General features: G+C 61.9%; 13 protein-coding genes and 1 pseudogene. 4 read left to right on the top strand and 10 right to left on the bottom strand.

Features of this window, described 5'->3' with window-relative positions:
• Both VL202_RS08670 and VL202_RS08665 read left to right on the top strand, forming a co-directional pair.
• Positions 1-1,045 (top strand): annotated as a pseudogene (locus VL202_RS08670) (carbohydrate ABC transporter substrate-binding protein); the annotation flags it as partial.
• Between the two features lie 145 nt (positions 1,046-1,190).
• Entirely contained in the window at positions 1,191-1,382 is a 192-nt protein-coding gene (locus VL202_RS08665) for a hypothetical protein (RefSeq protein ID WP_325463724.1), read from the top strand.
• Positions 1,383-1,563: 181 nt separating this feature from the next.
• Here VL202_RS08665 and VL202_RS08660 read toward each other — a convergent pair whose 3' ends face one another.
• The 5 genes from VL202_RS08660 to VL202_RS08640 form a co-directional block, all read right to left on the bottom strand.
• Complete coding sequence (locus VL202_RS08660) at positions 1,564-2,142, bottom strand: sugar transferase (RefSeq protein ID WP_325463727.1); 579 nt, start codon at positions 2,140-2,142, stop codon at positions 1,564-1,566.
• 600 nt (positions 2,143-2,742) lie between these two features.
• Complete coding sequence (locus VL202_RS08655) at positions 2,743-3,612, bottom strand: DUF6030 family protein (protein WP_325463723.1); 870 nt, start codon at positions 3,610-3,612, stop codon at positions 2,743-2,745.
• A gap of 548 nt (positions 3,613-4,160) precedes the next feature.
• Positions 4,161-4,964, bottom strand: a complete 804-nt coding sequence (locus VL202_RS08650) for a potassium channel family protein (protein ID WP_325463722.1) — start codon at positions 4,962-4,964, stop codon at positions 4,161-4,163.
• 140 nt (positions 4,965-5,104) lie between these two features.
• Positions 5,105-6,061, bottom strand: coding sequence for an MBL fold metallo-hydrolase (locus VL202_RS08645; protein ID WP_325463721.1), 957 nt, complete (start codon positions 6,059-6,061; stop codon positions 5,105-5,107).
• 83 nt (positions 6,062-6,144) lie between these two features.
• Positions 6,145-6,978: an alpha/beta fold hydrolase gene (locus tag VL202_RS08640; RefSeq protein WP_414692823.1), complete on the bottom strand. Its 834-nt coding sequence runs from the start codon at positions 6,976-6,978 to the stop codon at positions 6,145-6,147.
• Between the two features lie 315 nt (positions 6,979-7,293).
• Between VL202_RS08640 and VL202_RS08635 the strand changes: the two genes are divergently transcribed.
• The gene (locus VL202_RS08635) at positions 7,294-8,301 is read left to right on the top strand and encodes a GlxA family transcriptional regulator (protein ID WP_325463719.1); all 1,008 of its coding nucleotides are present in this window, start codon (positions 7,294-7,296) and stop codon (positions 8,299-8,301) included.
• 193 nt (positions 8,302-8,494) lie between these two features.
• On the opposite strand, the gene VL202_RS08630 is transcribed toward VL202_RS08635, so the two are convergent.
• The 4 genes from VL202_RS08630 to rocF form a co-directional block, all read right to left on the bottom strand.
• Positions 8,495-8,974, bottom strand: coding sequence for a chemotaxis protein CheW (locus VL202_RS08630; RefSeq protein WP_325463718.1), 480 nt, complete (start codon positions 8,972-8,974; stop codon positions 8,495-8,497).
• Positions 8,974-9,171, bottom strand: a complete 198-nt coding sequence (locus tag VL202_RS08625; protein ID WP_325463717.1) for a hypothetical protein — start codon at positions 9,169-9,171, stop codon at positions 8,974-8,976. Before VL202_RS08625 ends, VL202_RS08630 begins: the two co-directional genes overlap by 1 nt.
• A gap of 296 nt (positions 9,172-9,467) precedes the next feature.
• Positions 9,468-10,670 (bottom strand): ornithine--oxo-acid transaminase, encoded by a 1,203-nt coding sequence (gene rocD, locus VL202_RS08620; protein WP_325463716.1) that lies wholly within the window; start codon positions 10,668-10,670, stop codon positions 9,468-9,470.
• 20 nt (positions 10,671-10,690) lie between these two features.
• Entirely contained in the window at positions 10,691-11,626 is a 936-nt protein-coding gene (gene rocF, locus VL202_RS08615; RefSeq protein WP_325463715.1) for an arginase, read from the bottom strand.
• A gap of 137 nt (positions 11,627-11,763) precedes the next feature.
• Between rocF and VL202_RS08610 the strand changes: the two genes are divergently transcribed.
• Positions 11,764-12,207, top strand: a complete 444-nt coding sequence (locus VL202_RS08610) for an Lrp/AsnC family transcriptional regulator (protein WP_325463714.1) — start codon at positions 11,764-11,766, stop codon at positions 12,205-12,207.
• Between the two features lie 3 nt (positions 12,208-12,210).
• On the opposite strand, the gene VL202_RS08605 is transcribed toward VL202_RS08610, so the two are convergent.
• Positions 12,211-17,931: a translocation/assembly module TamB domain-containing protein gene (locus VL202_RS08605; RefSeq protein WP_325463713.1), complete on the bottom strand. Its 5,721-nt coding sequence runs from the start codon at positions 17,929-17,931 to the stop codon at positions 12,211-12,213.
• Positions 17,932-18,012: the final 81 nt, after the last annotated feature.

The raw sequence follows: 18,012 nt of genomic DNA, 5'->3' as shown, positions 1-18,012 counted from the left end.
CTTCACCGGTCGCGAAGTGGACGGCAAGAAGGTCTATGGCCACATGGACTACGGCAAGAAGGACCCGTCGCTCGGCTGGCGCTTCACCGACGCCTGGCTGTCGATGGCCGGCAACGGCGACAAGGGCCTGCCGAACGGTCTTCCAGTTGACGAATGGGGCATCAAGGTCAATGAAAAGTCTCAGCCGGTCGGCTCCTGCGTTGCTCGCGGCGGGGACACCAACGGCCCGGCTGCCGTCTATTCGATCCAGAAGTATCTCGATTGGTTGAAGGCTTACGCTCCGGCTGCGGCTCAGGGCATGACCTTCGGCGAGGCTGGTCCGGTTCCGGCCCAGGGCGAAGTCGCCCAGCAGATGTTCACGTACACGGCGTTTACCGCTGACTTCGTGAAGGAAGGTCTGCCGGTCGTCAACGCCGACGGTACGCCGAAGTGGCGTTTCGCTCCGTCGCCGCACGGCGTCTACTGGAAGGAAGGCATGAAGCTTGGCTACCAGGACGTGGGTTCCTGGACGTTGATGAAGTCGACGCCTGAAGACCGCGCCAAGGCGGCATGGCTCTACGCCCAGTTCGTCACCTCGAAGACCGTCGATCTCAAGAAGAGCCATGTTGGCCTGACGCTCACTCGTGAGTCGTCGATCCAGCATCAGAGCTTCACCGATCGTGCGCCCAAGCTCGGTGGTCTGATCGAGTTCTACCGTTCGCCGGCTCGCGTTCAGTGGTCGCCGACCGGTACGAACATCCCGGACTATCCGAAGCTGGCCCAGCTGTGGTGGCAGGCAATCGGTGACGCTTCCTCCGGCGCGAAGACCGCCCAGGAAGCCATGGATTCGCTGTGCGCCGAGCAGGAAAAGGTCCTGGAGCGCCTGGAACGTTCCGGCGTACAGGGCGACATCGGTCCGAAGCTGGCCGAGGAACATGACCTCGAATACTGGAACAAGGACGCCGTCTCGAAGGGCAACCTTGCTCCGCAGCTGAAGATCGAGAACGAAAAAGAAAAGCCGATCACCGTCAACTACGACGAACTGGTCAAGAGCTGGCAGAAGTAAGAGCCGGCATCCTGCATGAAACAGCAGTCGAGCCGCCCGGGATCATTCCCGGGCGGTTTTTCGTTCAGCAGACGACAGGCTGCGGACCCGGTTGGCGGAACCATTCACAGGGCGTCTCGTTCCCTTTCAAGGAAAGGAGATCACCATGTCTGTCAAAGATGTCGTCAAATCGCTACTCACGGAGGTCAAAGGCCCCGTTACGGCCAGAGCACGGAAAGAGCCTGCCGCAGGCGTCGATGACGGCAGTCTTTCTGCCGGGGAGACACCAAAACCCAACGAGCCCGATCCTGAGCAGGTTCAATATCCCGGCTATTTCAAGGATGGCGGTAGTCTGTAGGTTCCAGGTTGAGGACAGTGCTCTCGGGCGGGTTTAATGCGGCACGTTTCAGGTTGCTCTCGAAATAAAAAACCACCGATTTTCATCGGTGGTCCAGCCGTGTGCCAGTTCCAGGATAGCCAAGCCTTTGGCCAAATATCGACGACGGGAGCCTATGGGTTTCCATCATCGATCCTTGGTATTACAGCCCGGTGCCGCCCTTGAATTCGTTGATGATGGTGCGAATGATGATCTTGATGTCCAGCAGAAGCGAGAAGTTGCGGACATATTCGACATCGCAGACGATACGGCGGATGGCCATCCATCGGTGACCGGTCGGGCCGCGCAGGCCGCGTACCTGTGCAAGACCGGTAATGCCTGGCCGCATCAGGTGGCGGTACTCGTAACCCTGAACGAGATCGGAATAGGTGCGGCCGGCTGCCAGCATGTCCGGAACGTGGGGGCGCGGACCAACCAGCGACATGTCGCCGATCAGGACGTTCCACAGCTGCGGCAGCTCGTCGAGATTGGTCCTGCGCAGGATGCGGCCGAGCGGAGTGATGCGCGGGTCGTTATCGACCGTCTGGCGCACGCCGCTGTTGTCGCAGAGATCGGTATACATCGACCGGAACTTCAGGATCTCGAACGGGGTCTCGTTGATACCCGTGCGCAGTTGCCGGAAGAAGACCGGACCCTTGCTTTCCAGCTTGATAAGAACGGCGACCAGAAGCATGAGCGGCGAAAGAACGAGCAAGCCGAGGAACGAGCCGGCAATATCCATGACGCGCTTGGCGGCCAACCGAGCGGGCGTGTCCGGGGCGCTGGCCGGATTGATGTAAAAATTCGTTTTGTCGGCACGCTGGTCGTTGTTGCGAACCGGCAGTCTGGTGGAAAGTGTTCTGCTCAGCCTGCTATCTTCTACAGCGACAGCGGCCGGTTGCTGCAATATCATTTTTTCTGTCATGGCGTTTGTTACTCCTGGCACTTTTGACAGACAGCGTGACCATTTCTGGTCATGCTGAAAAATTATTTATACGAGAACCGGTCGTTTTTTTATTTCGAGCGGAAACCTCTCCCTATAACAGGCAAGAGTTCTGCTTTCGGCATTCCCGTGGAATGCTTCGGTTCTGAAATCTATTTTTCCGAAAAAGCGTTTTTTAGTTTTTAATCATTTATTAAATATGATCGACTTTGACAAGCCGCCGCGACCGGAAACTTGTAGCTTGTGGTTAATTTGCGTTGCTCCAAAATGGCTCATTTTTGGGTTAATACCATTATTCTGCAAGGATTTGCGGCACAAAGCCCATCTGTGGTTCCGTGCGGCATGACCTTGGATCCGGTCGCCTGCCGGTTTGAAATTTTCATGACTGAAAATATCCGCTCATTCTGTCGGTTCAGGGAGCGGCAGCCCCTGTGAACTTTCCCCGGCCATCATGCCGTCGATCATCGGCAGGCCGTCGCTGCCGGTCAGCGGGAACCATCGCTTGCGGTCGAAGTAGATAGCCCCTGGGCTTTCCTTGCCGGGCTTGCTGTGCTGGTTGGCAAGGAAGTTGTAGCGCGGGGTTTCGCCGAATTCCCGCTTGAACTGGATGCGGCTGCCGAAATTGCGGATGTCGAAGGCTTCCAGCCGATGGATCTTGCCGAGGATTTCGCTCGGATTTCCCCAACGGACCTGGCGCAGGAAGATATTGGCGGCGTTGCCGGCGAGATCGGCGACCCTGATTGCGTCGTTGGAATTCTCGATGTTCAACTTGACGCGGAAGGACGTGACGCGGTTTTCGCCATCACCCTTGATGAAGATGAAAACCGAGGACTGGACCTGCTCGTCCGCGCCTCTCGGCGGGAGATTGACCGTGGAGGAGCATTGCCACTTGTCCTTGCTGGCGTCGCTGATCGTCCAGTCGAGATCGCTGAAGCCACCTTCCTTCACCTTCTCGCACAATGTCTTGGGATCGCTCTGGATCAGGCGCAGAAAATGCTGCTCCGGCGCCTTGAAATCCGCGAAGGCATAGGTTGGCAGAACCATCTTCGCCGCAGTCAGACGAACACCCTTGCTTGTCTTGATCGTGGCTGTTTTGGCGGCGGACTCTTCCTTCGGCAGCAGATCCGGATAGCCGAGGGAGGTCAGGAGGAGGTCCAGATTGCGGTGGCGATTGGCAAGCAGCACGGTTGCCAGGATCCCGATGAAGACCAGGGCAAGGGTGATGATGAAGAACAGTCTGCCGGATCGACGGTTGCGCGCCCCTGTCATGCCAGAATCCGATTTATGCAGCGTCCGCCGGGCTCTCGCTTCCCGTTCTCACATGCCTTGGCCATCCGCCGCTCTCGATCATGCAACCCATTCCGGCATATTTTACAGGCGGGATTATGGACGTCTGCCAGCCGTTTGCCGATCCCTGTAGGCGGACAGGATCACGTGAACGACAAGCAGCGGCCACAACAGGCATAAAACCAGCCCGAGAACGCGCATCCCATCCCAGGCGCCGCCCGCAGTTTCACCCTCGCGATAGGTATTGTCGAGAAAGAACAGGCAGATCAAGGAATAAATCGAAAGGAGACATGCCATGGCGCGGGTGCCGAATTTGAAGAAGAGGAGAAGACAAACTCGGATACACGCAGTTTCTACCGTGGCACAATGGCTGGGAGGGCATTGCTGCTCTCCGGCTGGCTGGCGAAAACACCACGGCAAATGCTGACTGGACCATCGCACGATTCGAGCGCGGCGCACAATATGCAGTATATTTAAAGTGTTACAGCGCAAAGGTCGCTGTAACTGCACCCGAGCGCGGCCGTCCGCCCTCAGCTTCCCTCGTCGGGAATATTCAGCACATGGCCGCAGGCCTTGCAGTGCACGGCGTCGGTCTCGTGGCGCTGCAGGCCGCATTGCGGGCAGGGGAAGACGACCTTGTGCGGCCGTACAATCGCCTGCGCCAGCCGCACGAAAAGCGAGATGCCGAAGATCATCGTGACGATCGAGGTCAGCTTGCCGAGCGCGCCGGGCAGGGTGATGTCGCCGAAGCCGGTTGTCGTAACGGTGGCGACGGTGAAATAGAGCGCGTCGATGAAGCCGTCGATGCCGGCCTCATGATAGAAGAAGGTCGTGTAGACGAAGCCCGTGACGAGGAAGAGGAAGGTGAGGAAGTTGACGCAGGCACGGATGACATCCTCCCATTCGCCGCAGCCGGCCCGCTTGACCAGGAGCGTGAAGACCTTGCTCTGGCTGAGCGACCAGATGCGGAAAGCGCGCAGGAAAGCGAAGTTGGAGAAGGTCGCGGGAAGCAGCAGCGTCGCGAGGATGGCGATATCGACCCAGGTCATCGGCCGCGTCAGCCACCGCGTGAAGCTGACGGTGAGCAGCCCGCGCGCTGCGAGCTCGAAGGCAATCAGCGCTGCAATGATGTAATCGACAATGAGATAGGTCCTGCCGCCGCTGAAATAGGGGCCAAGCAGGAAGAAGATGATGATGGCGAGATCGGCCAGCGCCATGACGACCTGGAAGCGGACAGCACGTGGAGTGGTGCCGAGATAAAGCACGCGGAGCCGCGAACGAAGCCTGTCCAGCGTCGTTGGGGCGGGCTCGGTTGTCTCGCGGCGATTGGCCATGGCAGGGAAATAGCCTGATGTCCGAATGGGTTCAAGGGTTGGTTGCGCCAGTCATCGCTTCCCAGTGAGATCGTCATGCCAAAGCCCCGCGCAGGGGCGGAGCTTGGCTGTATGGAGGCCTGGCCCGCGGGGGATCATTCCTAGGCTGCGGCGAAGCGGTAGCCGGTTCCCTTGCGTTCGGCATAGCCGATGCCGGGATAGGTCCAGTGATAGCCGAGCAGCTTGATGCGATCGGTCGCGGCGCGGTCCATCAGTGCCTGGCGGTTGCGGATCGCGACGTCCTGTTCCGTGTCAAAGCCGAATTTCCAGCCGGGATGCTCGAAGGAGACGATGCGGTTGGTGGCGGCATCGGCAGAGATGATCAGGCCATCGCCACCGGCCAGTTCCAGCGAGATATGGCCCGGCGTGTGGCCGGCGGTGTCGAGCACGCGCATGCCGGTGACGATGTCGTCCCCGTCCTTCACCAGATTGACCCGGTCCTTCACCGCGAACAGGTCGCGCTGGGCACCGCGAGCAAAATCGTGCAGGGCCTTCGGCATCTTCGTTTCGAAATCCGGATCGGTCCAGAAGGCCCATTCTTTTTCCGAAACAAAATATTCGGCATTGGGGAAGCGCAGCTTGCCGGCCTCCGTCAGGGTGCCGCCGGTGTGGTCCGGATGGGCGTGGGTGAAGACGACCTTGGTGGCGTCCTTCGGATCAATTCCGGTGGTGTCGAAATTCGTGCCGAACGTGCCGGCGGTCGCCTGGAAATTCGTGCCCGAGCCGACATCGATGACGACGATGTCCTTGGCCGTGCGGATGACCGGGATATTGGCAGGGGCAGGCGCGCTGTCGGCATTGCCACCAAGGCGTTTCAGGATGTCGGTCCGTTCAGCAGGCGAGGCTTCCGGCATGATGATGTCGGCAGGCAGGGTGATGTAGCCGTCGCTGAGGACGGTAATGTCGAAATCGCCCTGGGCGATGCGATGGGTCTCGGTGGCAAACACGGTCTTTGGCCAGAAGGAAAGGGTGGCGATGGCTCCGCCGAGAGCGAGGAACTGGCGGCGGGTCGAATCGATTTCGGTAGGCGTATCGAGGGCGGCGAGGATGCGGGCCATGGCAGTGCTCCAGTGCGGGTTCGGTTGAGGAGAGAGAAGGAGGCAGGGTGCCGCCCGTAGAGCGGCGCCAGATAACCGGTGCCTTACGACCGTGCGAACTCGAGCAAGTCGGCGTTGAGCTGCTGCTTGTGCGTGTCGGTGATCCCATGCGGAGCGCCGGCATAGACCTTGAGGATGGCATGCGGCACGAGTTTCTTGGACGAACGGGCGGCTGCATCGATCGGTACGATCTGGTCGTCGTCGCCATGGATGATGAGCGTCGGCACGTCGAACTTCTTCAGGTCTTCGGTAAAGTCGGTCTGCGAGAAGGCGACGATCGAGTCATAGGTATTCTTGTGGCCGCCCATCATGCCCTGCAACCAAAAGCTGTCGATCATGCCCGGCGAGGCGACGGCGCCCGGCCGGTTGAAGCCGAAGAACGGGCCGGATGCGATATCCTTGTAGAGCTTGGAGCGATCGGCGACGCTGGCAGCCTGGATGCCGTCGAAGACTTCCTTCGGCAAGCCGAGCGGGTTGGCCTCCGTCTTGACCATCAGCGGCGGCACGGCGGAGATCAGGCCGAGCTTGGCGATGCGGCCGGTGCCGTGGCGGCCGACATAGCGGGTGATCTCGCCGCCGCCGGTGGAGAAGCCGGCCAGGAAGATGTCCTTCAGGTCCAACTGTTCGATCAGGTCGGACAGGTCGTCAGCATAATGATCCATGTCGTTGCCGTCCCAGGGCTGCGACGAGCGGCCATGGCCGCGGCGGTCATGGGTGATGACGCGGAAGCCGTTCAGGGCAAGGTGGAAGGCCTGGGCTTCCCAGCTGTCGGCAGAGAGAGGCCAGCCATGGCTGAGGACGACGACCTTGCCATCCTTCGGACCCCAGTCCTTGTAGTAGATTTCGACGCCGTCGCGGGTGATGATCTTGCTGCCCATGGTCTTGTTCCCTTCGTTGGATGTGCTGTTGATTGCGGTGGTGTTATTGGCTGCCGCTGCTGCGGCCGGAAGGCCTGCGAAACCGGTGATGCCGGCTGTGCCAATGAGGACGCTGCGGCGGGAGAGGACGGCGTTTTCGGTGGAGGCGATGATGGTCATTGTCGTGTTCCCTTTGTTCTGTCCGGTTGTTTTTCCTCGATGGGCGGCTCCGTTTTCGGTCAATCCGCTTCCGCCGCCCGTCTTGTTGCTTTGATACCAAGCGGGGCCTAAACTCGGGATTGGCGAAACTGACATTAAGCGGGACGGAAGTGACAAATGGCTCTCGGTGAACCAGCGGAGATCGGAATTGTCGTCTATCCGGAGGCGCAGCGAGCGGCGATCCATGGGCTGACCGACCTGTTCCATGTCGCCAACCTGATGAGCGAGGAGCAGGGCGGGCGGGCGCCGGCGCGCATCCGCGTCAGCCACTGGCAGTTGTCGGCCGACGGTTCATCCGTGGAGAAGGCGTTCGATAGCCATCCGGACCTGTCGGAGCGGGGCCTGATCGCGCTGATCCTGCCGCCCAGCCTTACCAACCTGCCGGTGGGCGAGCGCATGGCTGCTTTCCCTGCCTGGATCAGGGCGCAGCACGGCGCCGGCACGACGATCTGCTCGATCTGCGGTGGTGCCTATCTGATGGCGGAGACCGGCCTGCTCGAGGGACGGCTCGCGACGACGCACTGGACCCATTCCGAGCAGATTTCCGGCAAGTTTCCCGGCATCAAGGTCGATGTCAGCAAGCTGATTATCGATGACGGCGATATCATCACGGCTGGTGCAATGATGGCCTGGATCGATCTGGGGCTAAAGCTCGTCGCCCGTTTCATGAGCCCCAGCATCCAGCTTGCAACCGCCCGCTTCATGCTGGTCGATCCGGCCGGGCGCGAGCAGACCTTCTACAGCACCTTTGCGCCGAAACTGCATCATGGCGACGAGGCGGTGCTGAAGATTCAGCACTGGCTGCAGGCGCATCACACGGAAAAGATCACACTGGAAATGATGGCAGAGCGGGCCGGGCTTGGTGAGCGCACCTTCCTGCGCCGCTTCCAGAAGGCGACGGGCATCAATCCGACGGAATATTGCCAGCAACTCAGGATCGCCAAGGCGCGCGAACTACTGGAAATCTCGAGCATCAAGGTCGAGCAGATCGCCTGGCAGATCGGCTACGAGGACCCTGGCGCCTTCCGCAAGATATTTCGAAAACTGCTCGGCCTGTCACCGGGCGAATATCGCCGCCGGTTCTTCGTTGGCGAGGATGCGAGGGATGGGGCGGCGTTGGCATGATCGAGGGACGATTCCATCGTCGCCCGTGACGGCAAGGAGGTCATCGCCACTCCGTCATGGTCGGGCTCGATCCGACCACCCGTGCCGGGGATCGTGGATCGTCGGCTCGGAAGCCCAGGATGAGCGAAGTGCTACAAACGAAAAGAGCGGCCGTATGGGCCGCTCTCTGAATTCCTGGATAGGAAAGCGCCGGTCAGGCTGCCATATCGTCCATTTCGCGTTCCTTGAACATGCGGGCGAGATTGAGGAAGCAGATCATGCCGGTCTCGTTGGCAATGATGCCTTCCGCATAACTCTTGTCGAAGGACGTGGTGATTTCCGGAACCGGCTGGACCTGGTCGCCGCGGACGGTCAGGATGTCGGAAACGCGGTCGACGACGAGGCCGATGACCATGTTGTGGACTTCGGCAACGACGATGGCGCTGCGCTCATTGGCAACAGTGCTCTTCATGCCGAGCTTGTGAGCGAGGTCGATGATCGGGATGACGGTGCCGCGCAGGTTCATGACGCCGAGCACGTCGGCCGGCGAATGCGGGATCGGTGTCGACGGTGCCCAGCCGCGGATTTCGCGGATCGTCGTCGTCTTCACGCAGAATTCCTGATCATGGAGACGGAAGGCGATGATCTCGAGGGTTTCGTGACCGAAAGTACCTGTTGCGATTGTGTTGTTCATCAAAATTCTTCCCAGCTATCCCGATTGGCGGCAATTGCCACGTTTGAACTAAAGGCGTTCACCACCCGGTTGGCCATGGCGCGGGCCGGGGAGGCGACCGGTTTTGCGTCCTGCCGCGCCGTCATTATGCGACCCTGTGCCTCGCCGACCTTGAACTGGCTGGGAAGACTGAAAAGACCTTCCGCTTCCTTCGCCAAGGTATGCTGGCAGCCGTGGATTGCTCGACCATCGCTGCATTCTGCTGTGTACCTTGGTCCATTGTATTCACGGTCTGGTTAATTTCTTTCAAACCTGCCGCCTGTTCTTTCGCACCTTCTACAATAGCCGCCACATTCGGGTCGATCTTGTGCGCCCGCCGCGAGGATTTCCTCCAACATCTTGCCGGTCCGATCGGCGAGCGCGACATCAGGCTTGTCATTATGCCAGGAAGTTGCGAACGCCGCCTGAAATCAGCCTGAAATCAGCGGAGTTCGCTTTCTCGTTCGTCTTCTGCTCACGTCCGCAGAACAGAAGCAAACTGCTCGACGGCCCAATCGACCTGATCTGCGGTGATCACCAGCGGCGGTGCAATCCTGATCGTGTCGCCATGGGTATCCTTGGCGAGGATGCCGCGCTCCTTCAGCGCTTCGCAATATTTGCGGGCGCCGCCGGCTTCCGGCGCCAGTTCGACAGCCAGCATCAGGCCACGGCCGCGAACTTCGCTGATGATGTTGGAGCGAATGTCCTTGAGGCCGGCCTGGAAGCGGTCGCCCATGCGCTGCGAATTGCCGATCATGTCTTCCTCGGTCAGCGCCTTCAGCGACGCCCGTGCAATGGCGCAGGCCAGCGGGTTGCCACCGAAGGTCGAGCCATGCTGGCCCGGCTTCAGGACGCCGAGAACCTCGGAATTCGAAAGCACGGCCGAGACCGGGTAGAAGCCGCCGGACAGCGCCTTGCCGATCAGCGTGACATCGGCTTCGATGTTTTCATGCTCTTCCGCCAGCAGCTTGCCGGTGCGGCCAAGGCCGGTCTGGATCTCGTCGAGGATCAGCGTGATGCCATGCTTGGAGCAAAGCGCGCGGACTTCCGGGAAATAGCCTTGCGGCGGGATCATGACGCCGGCCTCGCCCTGGATCGGCTCGATCAGGAAGGCGACGGTGTTTTCATTGATCGCCGCGCGAAAGGCGTCGATATCGCCGAACGGAACAGTGCGGAAGCCCGGCGCGAAGGGGCCGAAGCCGGTACGCGCATCCGGGTCGGTGGAGAAGCCGACGATGCCCATTGTGCGTCCGTGGAAATTGTTGGAGCAGACGATGATCTCTGCCTGGTTCTCGGCGACGCCCTTGACCTCGTAACCCCATTTGCGCACCGCCTTGACCGCGGTCTCGACGGCTTCGGCGCCGGAGTTCATCGGCAGGATCTTGTGGCTGCCGGTGAGAGCGGCCAGTTCCTCGTAGAAATGTGCCAACTGGTCGTTGCGGAAGGCGCGCGAGGTGAGGGTCAGCTTGCCGGCCTGTTCCATCATCGCCGCCAGAATCTTCGGGTGGCAATGGCCCTGGTTGACGGCGGAATAGGCGGACAGGCAATCGAGATAGCGATTGCCGTCGAGATCCCAGACATAGACGCCTTCGCCGCGCGCAAGCACGACGTCGAGCGGCTTGTAATTGTGTGCGCCCAGCCGGTATTCGGTTTCGATCAGTGCGGTGGTCGTGTTCATTCGGTTCTCCAACGACGGGTTCAGGCGCTGCGGGTTGGGCGATCGAGGATGCGGCGGCCGAACAGGCTCGCCGTCAGTTCAACGAGGATGCGGGCGCTCTTGCCGCGATCGTCGAGGAACGGATTGAGTTCGACGAGGTCGAGCGAGGAAACGAGCCCGGTATCGCAGAGCATTTCCATGATCAGATGCGCTTCGCGGAAGGTCGCGCCGCCCGGAACCGTGGTGCCGACGCCGGGGGCGAATTCGGGATCGAGGAAATCGACATCGAGGCTGACATGCAACAGGCCGTTGGCAGCTTTCACCGTGGCGATGATCTCGTGCATGATATGGGCCATGCCGGTCTCGTCGATGGCGCGCATGTCGAAGACATTGACGCCATGCTTGGCGATTTCCTCGCGCTCGCGTTCATCGACGGAGCGGATGCCGACCTGGAAGACCTTTTTCGGATCGACGAAGGGGCGATCCTTGTCGAGGACCGGGGCAAATTCCGCCTGGCCGCAGAAAAAGGCGACAGGCATGCCGTGCATGTTGCCCGACGGGGTGGTGGCCGGCGAATTGAAGTCGGCATGGGCATCGAGCCAGAGCACGAAGAGCGGCCGGCCGACATCGGCGGCGTGGCGGGCCATGCCGGAGACCGAACCCATGGCCAGCGCGTGATCTCCGCCCAGGATGACCGGGATACCGCCGGCGCGGGCAACGTCATGTACGGCGGAATCCAGCGCACGGGTAAACGCCGTGACGATCTGCAGGTTGTTGGCGCCCTTGTGGTTGGGCATATCACGAGCCGGCAGAGGCTTGAGATCCCCATCGTCGGTCACGGTGTGACCAAGTTCGGCAAGCGTCGTATCCAAGCCGGCGATGCGCAGGGCGGCCGGCCCCATGGCGCAGCCGCGACGGCCCGAGCCTTCCTCGATCGGTGCGCCGATCAGGGTGATCTTCTTTTTGATGTCAGCCATGGTTTCCCCGCAGGTTCGCGTGATGTCGGTTTGCCCGGTTTCTGCGCGGATTATACGGGTTTGGACGTTGGCAAATAGATGGAAAACTGGCAAATGGAAGGCGATAATCGGCACTATGATAAGTGTGAGTGTGCAAAATGATAAGTCTGGATGATCTTGATCATGCGCTGATCAGCGCGCTGCGCCACAATGCCCGCACGCCCGTCTCATCGCTCGCCGTGATGACCGGCGCCTCCCGCGCCACGGTCGCCGCCCGCATCGACCGGCTGGTCGCCTCCGGCACGATCGCCGCCTTCACCATCCGCACCGGTGCCGAGCTTTCGGGCAGCGGCGTGCGGGCGATCGTCATGATCGAGATTCATGGCAAGATGGCCGATCGTGTCGCTAGCCAATTGCGTGGCCTGCCGCAGGTCCGCGCCCTTCATTCCACCAACGGCCGCTGGGATTTCATCGCCGAGTTGGAGGACAAGGATCTTGGCACGTTCGACGAGACGCTGCGCCTGATCCGCCTGATCGACGGGATCAACCTGACCGAAACGAATATCCTGCTGAAGACCAGCAAGATTTCGGCTGCGTTCTGACCGCTAATATTCCTTCTCATAGAAAATCCCGCCGCCCGCGCCGCCGGCGCCGGCTTCGCCGCGCAGCTTGACGCCGCGGCCGACGTCGAGATTGATGATCGCCTTGCCGCCGCCGGCTTCGGAGCCGGACTGGAGCTCGAGATAGGTGCGCTCGTTGAGGTACTTGCCGGCGGTCACGGTCGCGCCGCCGGTGGCATCGGTGGAGACGTCGAGATCATCGACGCCGAGCTTGTTGCGCAAGCCATTCAACAGCCCGTTTGAACCGCCGCCGGCCAGTTCGCTGACGGCGCTTGCCAGCTGGGCGATCTGCAAGGCCGAGAGCTTCGAGAGCGAGCGGTTGAAGATCAGCTGTGCCAGGATTTCGTCCTGCGGCAAGGCGGGCGACGACGAGAAGGTGATCGTCGGATTGTTGGCGACACCGGCGACATTGACCGTGATCGTTGTCGTGCCGGCGCTGGAGGTCGCGTCGAGATCGAGCGTCGGGATCAGGTTGCCGCCGAAGCTGATCGTGCCATCCGTGAAGTTGAGGCGCTTGGCGAGGATTTCGAGCCTGCCTCGCCGCATTTCGAACCCACCCGAGACCGCCGGCTGGGCGGCGGTTCCGCGGATCGTCAGGTCACCGCCGAGTTCGGCGTCGATGCCGCGGCCGCGCACGAATAGCTTGCCGGGTGCGCTCACCGTCAGGTCGAAGCCGATGCCGCCGCCCCCGCCGGCACCGTCACCACCGCCGCGCTGGTCCTTGCGGATATCAGCCTGCATCTGGCGGACCTTGGCCGGCGCGTTCTTATGTTTGATGTTGATCTCGGACAGCGAGGCCGGCAATTTCTCCGGAATGGTGATCGCCGCCTTCTGGATCGTGACATTGCCACCGAGGATCGGCGTGGCGGTCAGCGGGCCTTTCAACGTCATCACGCCATCGACATTGGCGGTGACCAGATTGCCATCGACATAGGTCGCGTTGTCGAGTCGGATCGACAGGTTTGCCGGAAAGCCGGAGCCGGGCGTGATGCCGATCGTGCCGCTGACATCGAGAGTGCCGCCGCTCGCCAGCCGGCCGGACAGTTTCGAGATATTGGCCTGCTGGCCATTCAGCGCGACATTGGCCGTGAGATCGGTGATCGCGAGATTGTGGCGGACATCGACGAGGCGCGCGCCGGAGGTCGAGACGGTGCCGGTGATGACCGGCGCCGTTGCCGCACCCGAAATGGATACATCGACATTGGCCGAGCCGGTGAGCGTGAAGCCTTGCTTGGCGAGCAGGGCCGCGCCGAGGCCGAAGGGCAGCTCGCCGGAGAACTTCATGGCGATCGGCCTATTGCCGGTGATGCCCAGCGTGCCGCCACCCCGGAAGGCAAGACCGCTGGGGCCACTGAGCGTCATATCCAGCGTGACGCTGTTATTGGCGAATTGCCCCTTGGCGGTAATATCGAGCGCACCGACGCCTGCCGACCGTGTCTGCGTGAAGCCGGCGTTGGCCCAGCGTAGGTCATAGGCGACCGCCGGCGCTGCAGCCGTGCCCTTGACGCCGACCGTACCGCTGATCGCGCCATCGGCACCCAGCGATGGGGAGAATGTGTTGGCGAGGCTGGCCGGCAGCGCTTTGAGGGTGGCGTTGAGATCGAGCTTTTCACCTGCCGAGCCCGTCACGGCGATCGTTCCGCCGGATGCGGCGATGGTCAGCTTCTGCAGGCTGACGGTGCCGTTCTCGATGCTGATCGTTGTCGGGGCTGACAGCTTGAGCGGGATCTTGCGGGGGGATGCGGCAAAGGAAGACAGATTGACGATCGTCTTGCCGCCGGTGGTCTGGATGTCGGCGCTGAGATTGAGCGGCGCGCCGTCATAGGTGCCGCCCAGCGTCACGTTGGTCTTCGCTGCCTGCTGGACGAAATCAAGCTTCAGGCCGCTGACGCGGTTCTCCCCTTGGGCAAACGTTTCGACCGAGAGATTGCCCTTGATGGCAAGGGCTTTCAGGTCGGCGATGGTGATGTCGGCGACTGGCTTGGTGATGACGAGATTGCCGCGTTTGATGCCCGAGCCGCTGGCCTTGAGCGTAACCGAGGTCTTGCCGTCGGCATTGGTGATCGACGCCGATCCGGCGATGTCGCCGGACGCCTTTTCGCCGGCCATGGCGGCGAGCAGGCCGACATCGGGGAATTTGAAGTCGATCGACCCCTGCGGCATGAAATCGGTAGTGAATTCAATGGCACCGTTCAGCGTGTTATCGCCGATCCGGGCCTCGAGAACCGGAATGCTGGTGCGGCCGTCCCTGGAGACCAGATCAGCCTTGACGTTGATGGCTTGCCCGCCGAGTGCGCCGGTCGCGGTGACCTTGGCCTGCGGATTGGCGGGGTTTGCGGTCGCGTCGATCGCTAACTGGAGATCGCTCAGCGTGCGGCCGGCGAGTGTCGCGCCGCTGGAGGTCACATTGGCCTTGACGCCGAGATTGTCGAGAGGGCCGGTCGCGTCGATCTTGAACTCGGCCGCACCCTTGGCATCCGCCAGCACCTTGCCGAGGTCGGGCAGGGTGCCGGTCAGCGCGGCTGTCAGGTTTTCGGCCTTGAGCGCAACGGAACCGTCCGCCTGCAGCGTGCCGGATGTGATTTTCAGATCGGTGACATCGACGGCGCCTTCCGGGCCGGTCACCAGCCTGCCGGTGATATCCACCGGCGTAGCGAATTTCGCCGCGGCGGCCGGCGGAAGGGCTGCTGGCTTGGCCGACAGCTTGAATGTTGTCCGGACAGAATTGTCGGCCAGACTGAAAGAGCCCGCCAGCGCGCCGTCGAAATTGGTGCTGCCGATGGTAACCGGGCTGAAGCCGATGGCTTCGGGGGTCAGGTCTAGCGTCGTCGCGACCTTGATCGGGCCTTTCACCAGCCGATCGAGATCGGCATTGGTGAGTTGCGTCGCTCCGGTTTCGACCGTCGTCGCCACCGGCCCGGAGCGGGCGGTGAGATTGAAGGCGTCGCTATGCGCCGTCACCTCGACGCCACTGAAACGGCCTTGCGGCAGGGCAAGCTGGCCGAAATCAGCTTTGACGTCGAGGAGGGCTGCCTGCATCGTGCCCTTGATCGAGGCGGTGCCGGTGTCGAGCACGACATGGGCTTCACCGCCCTGCAGAGGAACGCGGGCGTCGATGCCGGCAAGGGTGGCGGTCAGGTCGAGGGCCTCGCCTGCGCTGCCGTCGAGCGTGATCGTGCCCCCGGACGCCTTGACGGCCAGCTGGCTTAAATGAACAGCGCCGTTTTCGATGATGATCGTCGTCGGCGTTGCCAGTTCCAGCGGGATTTTCTTCGGCGCGGCGGCAAAAGATTGCAGGTTGATCGTGGTTTTACCGCCGGCGCTCTGAAGATCGCCGCGTGCCGTCAGCGGTGCTGCGTCATAAGCGCCGTCGAGGGCGAAGTTTGTCTTAGTGCCCTGCTGCTCGAAACCAAGCTTGAGGCCGGCCAGACGGTTTTCGCCCTGTGCGATGGTCTCGACGGTGACGTTGCCCTTGATTGCCAACGCCGTGAGATCGGCAATGGTGATGTCGGCTGATGGCTTGGTGATCACCAGATCGCCGCGCGTGATGCCGGAACCATTGGCCTTGACGGCCACCGAGGTCACGCCATTGTCGGTCTTGATGCTGGCGGAGCCGGCGAGGTCGCCGGATACGGTCTGTCCGGCCATGGCAGCCAGCAGGCCGAGATCGGGCAGGTTGAAAGTCAGCGTGCCATTCGGCTGGAAGTCCGCCGTCAGGTCCAGCGCGCCGGTCAGCGTGTTGTCGCCGATCGTGACATCGATGGAAGGAATGCTGGTCGCGCCCTTGGCCGAGGCGATCTCGGCCTTCGCGTCGATCGCCTGTCCATCCAGCGAACCCGTTGCGCTGATCGTCGCGTTCGGCCCGTTCTTGCCGACGATGGCGTCGGCGTTGACGGTCAGGTCGTTCAAGGTGCGGCCGGCCAATGTGGCGCCGCTGGAGGTTATCTGCGCCTTGACGGCCAAGGCATCGAGCGGGCCGGTCACATCCGCGCTGAACTTGGCGATGCCCTTGGCGTCCGAAATCAGCTTGCCGATTTCCGGCACGGTGCCGCTGATGTTGGCGGTGAGTCCGCCCGTCTGCAGCACCACCGATCCGGCGGCCTCGACGGTTCCGGATGCAAGCGTGAGGTCGGTGACATCAATGCTGCCATCGGTGCCGGTCGCGAGATTGCCGGCAATGGCGATGGTCGTGTCGAATTTCGAGGCAATGCCCGGTGGCAGGGTGGCGGGCAGGGCAAACAGCTTGAAAGCCGAGGCGACCGTGCCCTCGGCGATCGTGTAGGAGCCGATCAGCGTGCCGCCGACACTGGCGCTTTCCAGCGTGAGCGGATCGAAGGAGAGCGTTTCCGGCGTCACCGACAGCGTGCCGTCGAGCTTCAGCGGGCCCTTGACGAGCCGGTCGATATCTGGGTTCACCAACCGTGTCGCGCCGGTCTGGATTTCGGTCTTGAGCGGACCGGTCCTGGTCGAGAGATTGAAGGCGTCGCTATAGGCATGCAGCTTGATCGCATCGATCTCCCCCTGCGGCAGCGTCGCCTTGCCGATATCGGCGCCAATATCGAGCACGGCTGTCTGCGCGTCACCGATCAGCGAGACATTGGCCGAGTTGATCGACAGTTGCGCCTCACCTTCGGCGAGCGGCAGGCGAAAATCGATCGGGGCGGTCTTGCCGGTGAGGCTTGCCTGTAGGTCGTTCTGGCCGGCGGTGCTGTAGGTGCCGGCTGCGGAAAGTGTGAGAGCGCCGGTCGAGATGTTGCCCTTGTCGATGCGGATGGTCTTGCCGCCATCGATCGCCGCCGCCAGGTCGATCTCGGTCGGGCCGGCAAACAGCGGCCTGAACGCGGCCGGCAGCAGGCCACTGAATGTGCCGCCGCCATGCAGCGATACCGTCCGCAAGCCATCGGTCGCCAGTGTGTGCTCACCGTCGAGTTTCAGGACCTGGTTGCCGTCGAGGGCAGCGGTGGCCGAGCCGCGCCATTTCGACAGCGGGCCGTCGCCGGTGACCGACACGTTCAGCGCCGGTTCGCCCGGCAGGCGCATCGCTTTTGCAAGCAGGCCGCCCTTCGGCTCGTTGATCGTGGTTTCGAGCTTCAGCTCGTTGCCGGCCGGATTGAAGACGATGTCGGCGATCGCCTTGGCGTCGGGCCGGTCGCGCTGGGCCACGGCAAGAGCGGCGGCCATGCTGGCATTGGTGGCGTTCAGCTTGCCCTCAGCGCTGAGGAACTGGTCGGCACCGGCGATGTCCTTGCCGATGACCACTTCCTCGAGGTCGAACGCGTCGATCTTGACATCGATCGGCAGCGCAAAGGTCTCGCGGACCTCCTTCGTCTCCTGGGAGGGGACCGGCAGCCGTTCGAGGCGCACGGATCCGGCAGACAGTTTCGCGGCTTCGAAGCGCGAGGAGAACAGGGCGGTCGGCGACCAGTCGATCGCGACTTCGCGGATTTCCGCATAGGTACCCTTGCTGTCGAACAGCGTCACGCTTGATGCGGTGAAATCGCCGGTCAGCAGCGCGCTTGGATCGTTGATGCGCACGATCTGGTCCGGCGTCGAGGCATATTTCTCGATCATCATCGCCACGAAGCGCGCACCCGGCGCCGTGAAGCCGGCAAACAGGGCGAGAAGTACGGTGGCAACCAGCGTGAAGCCAAGGATATAGGCCAACCAGCGCAAGGCGATTTTCAGGAAGCGGAGCAAACGATTCATGGTTCATCCATAGCGCAAGTTGCGTCGGGGTGAAATTGCGTCTCCTGAACCCGGGGCTTCGCATCCGGTTCCAGGCCTTGT

This window comes from Pararhizobium sp., assembly GCF_035497515.1.
GTDB lineage: Bacteria > Pseudomonadota > Alphaproteobacteria > Rhizobiales > Rhizobiaceae > Pararhizobium.
Note: the sequence above shows the minus strand (reverse complement) of the source record. Positions and strands in the feature narration are given on the sequence as shown.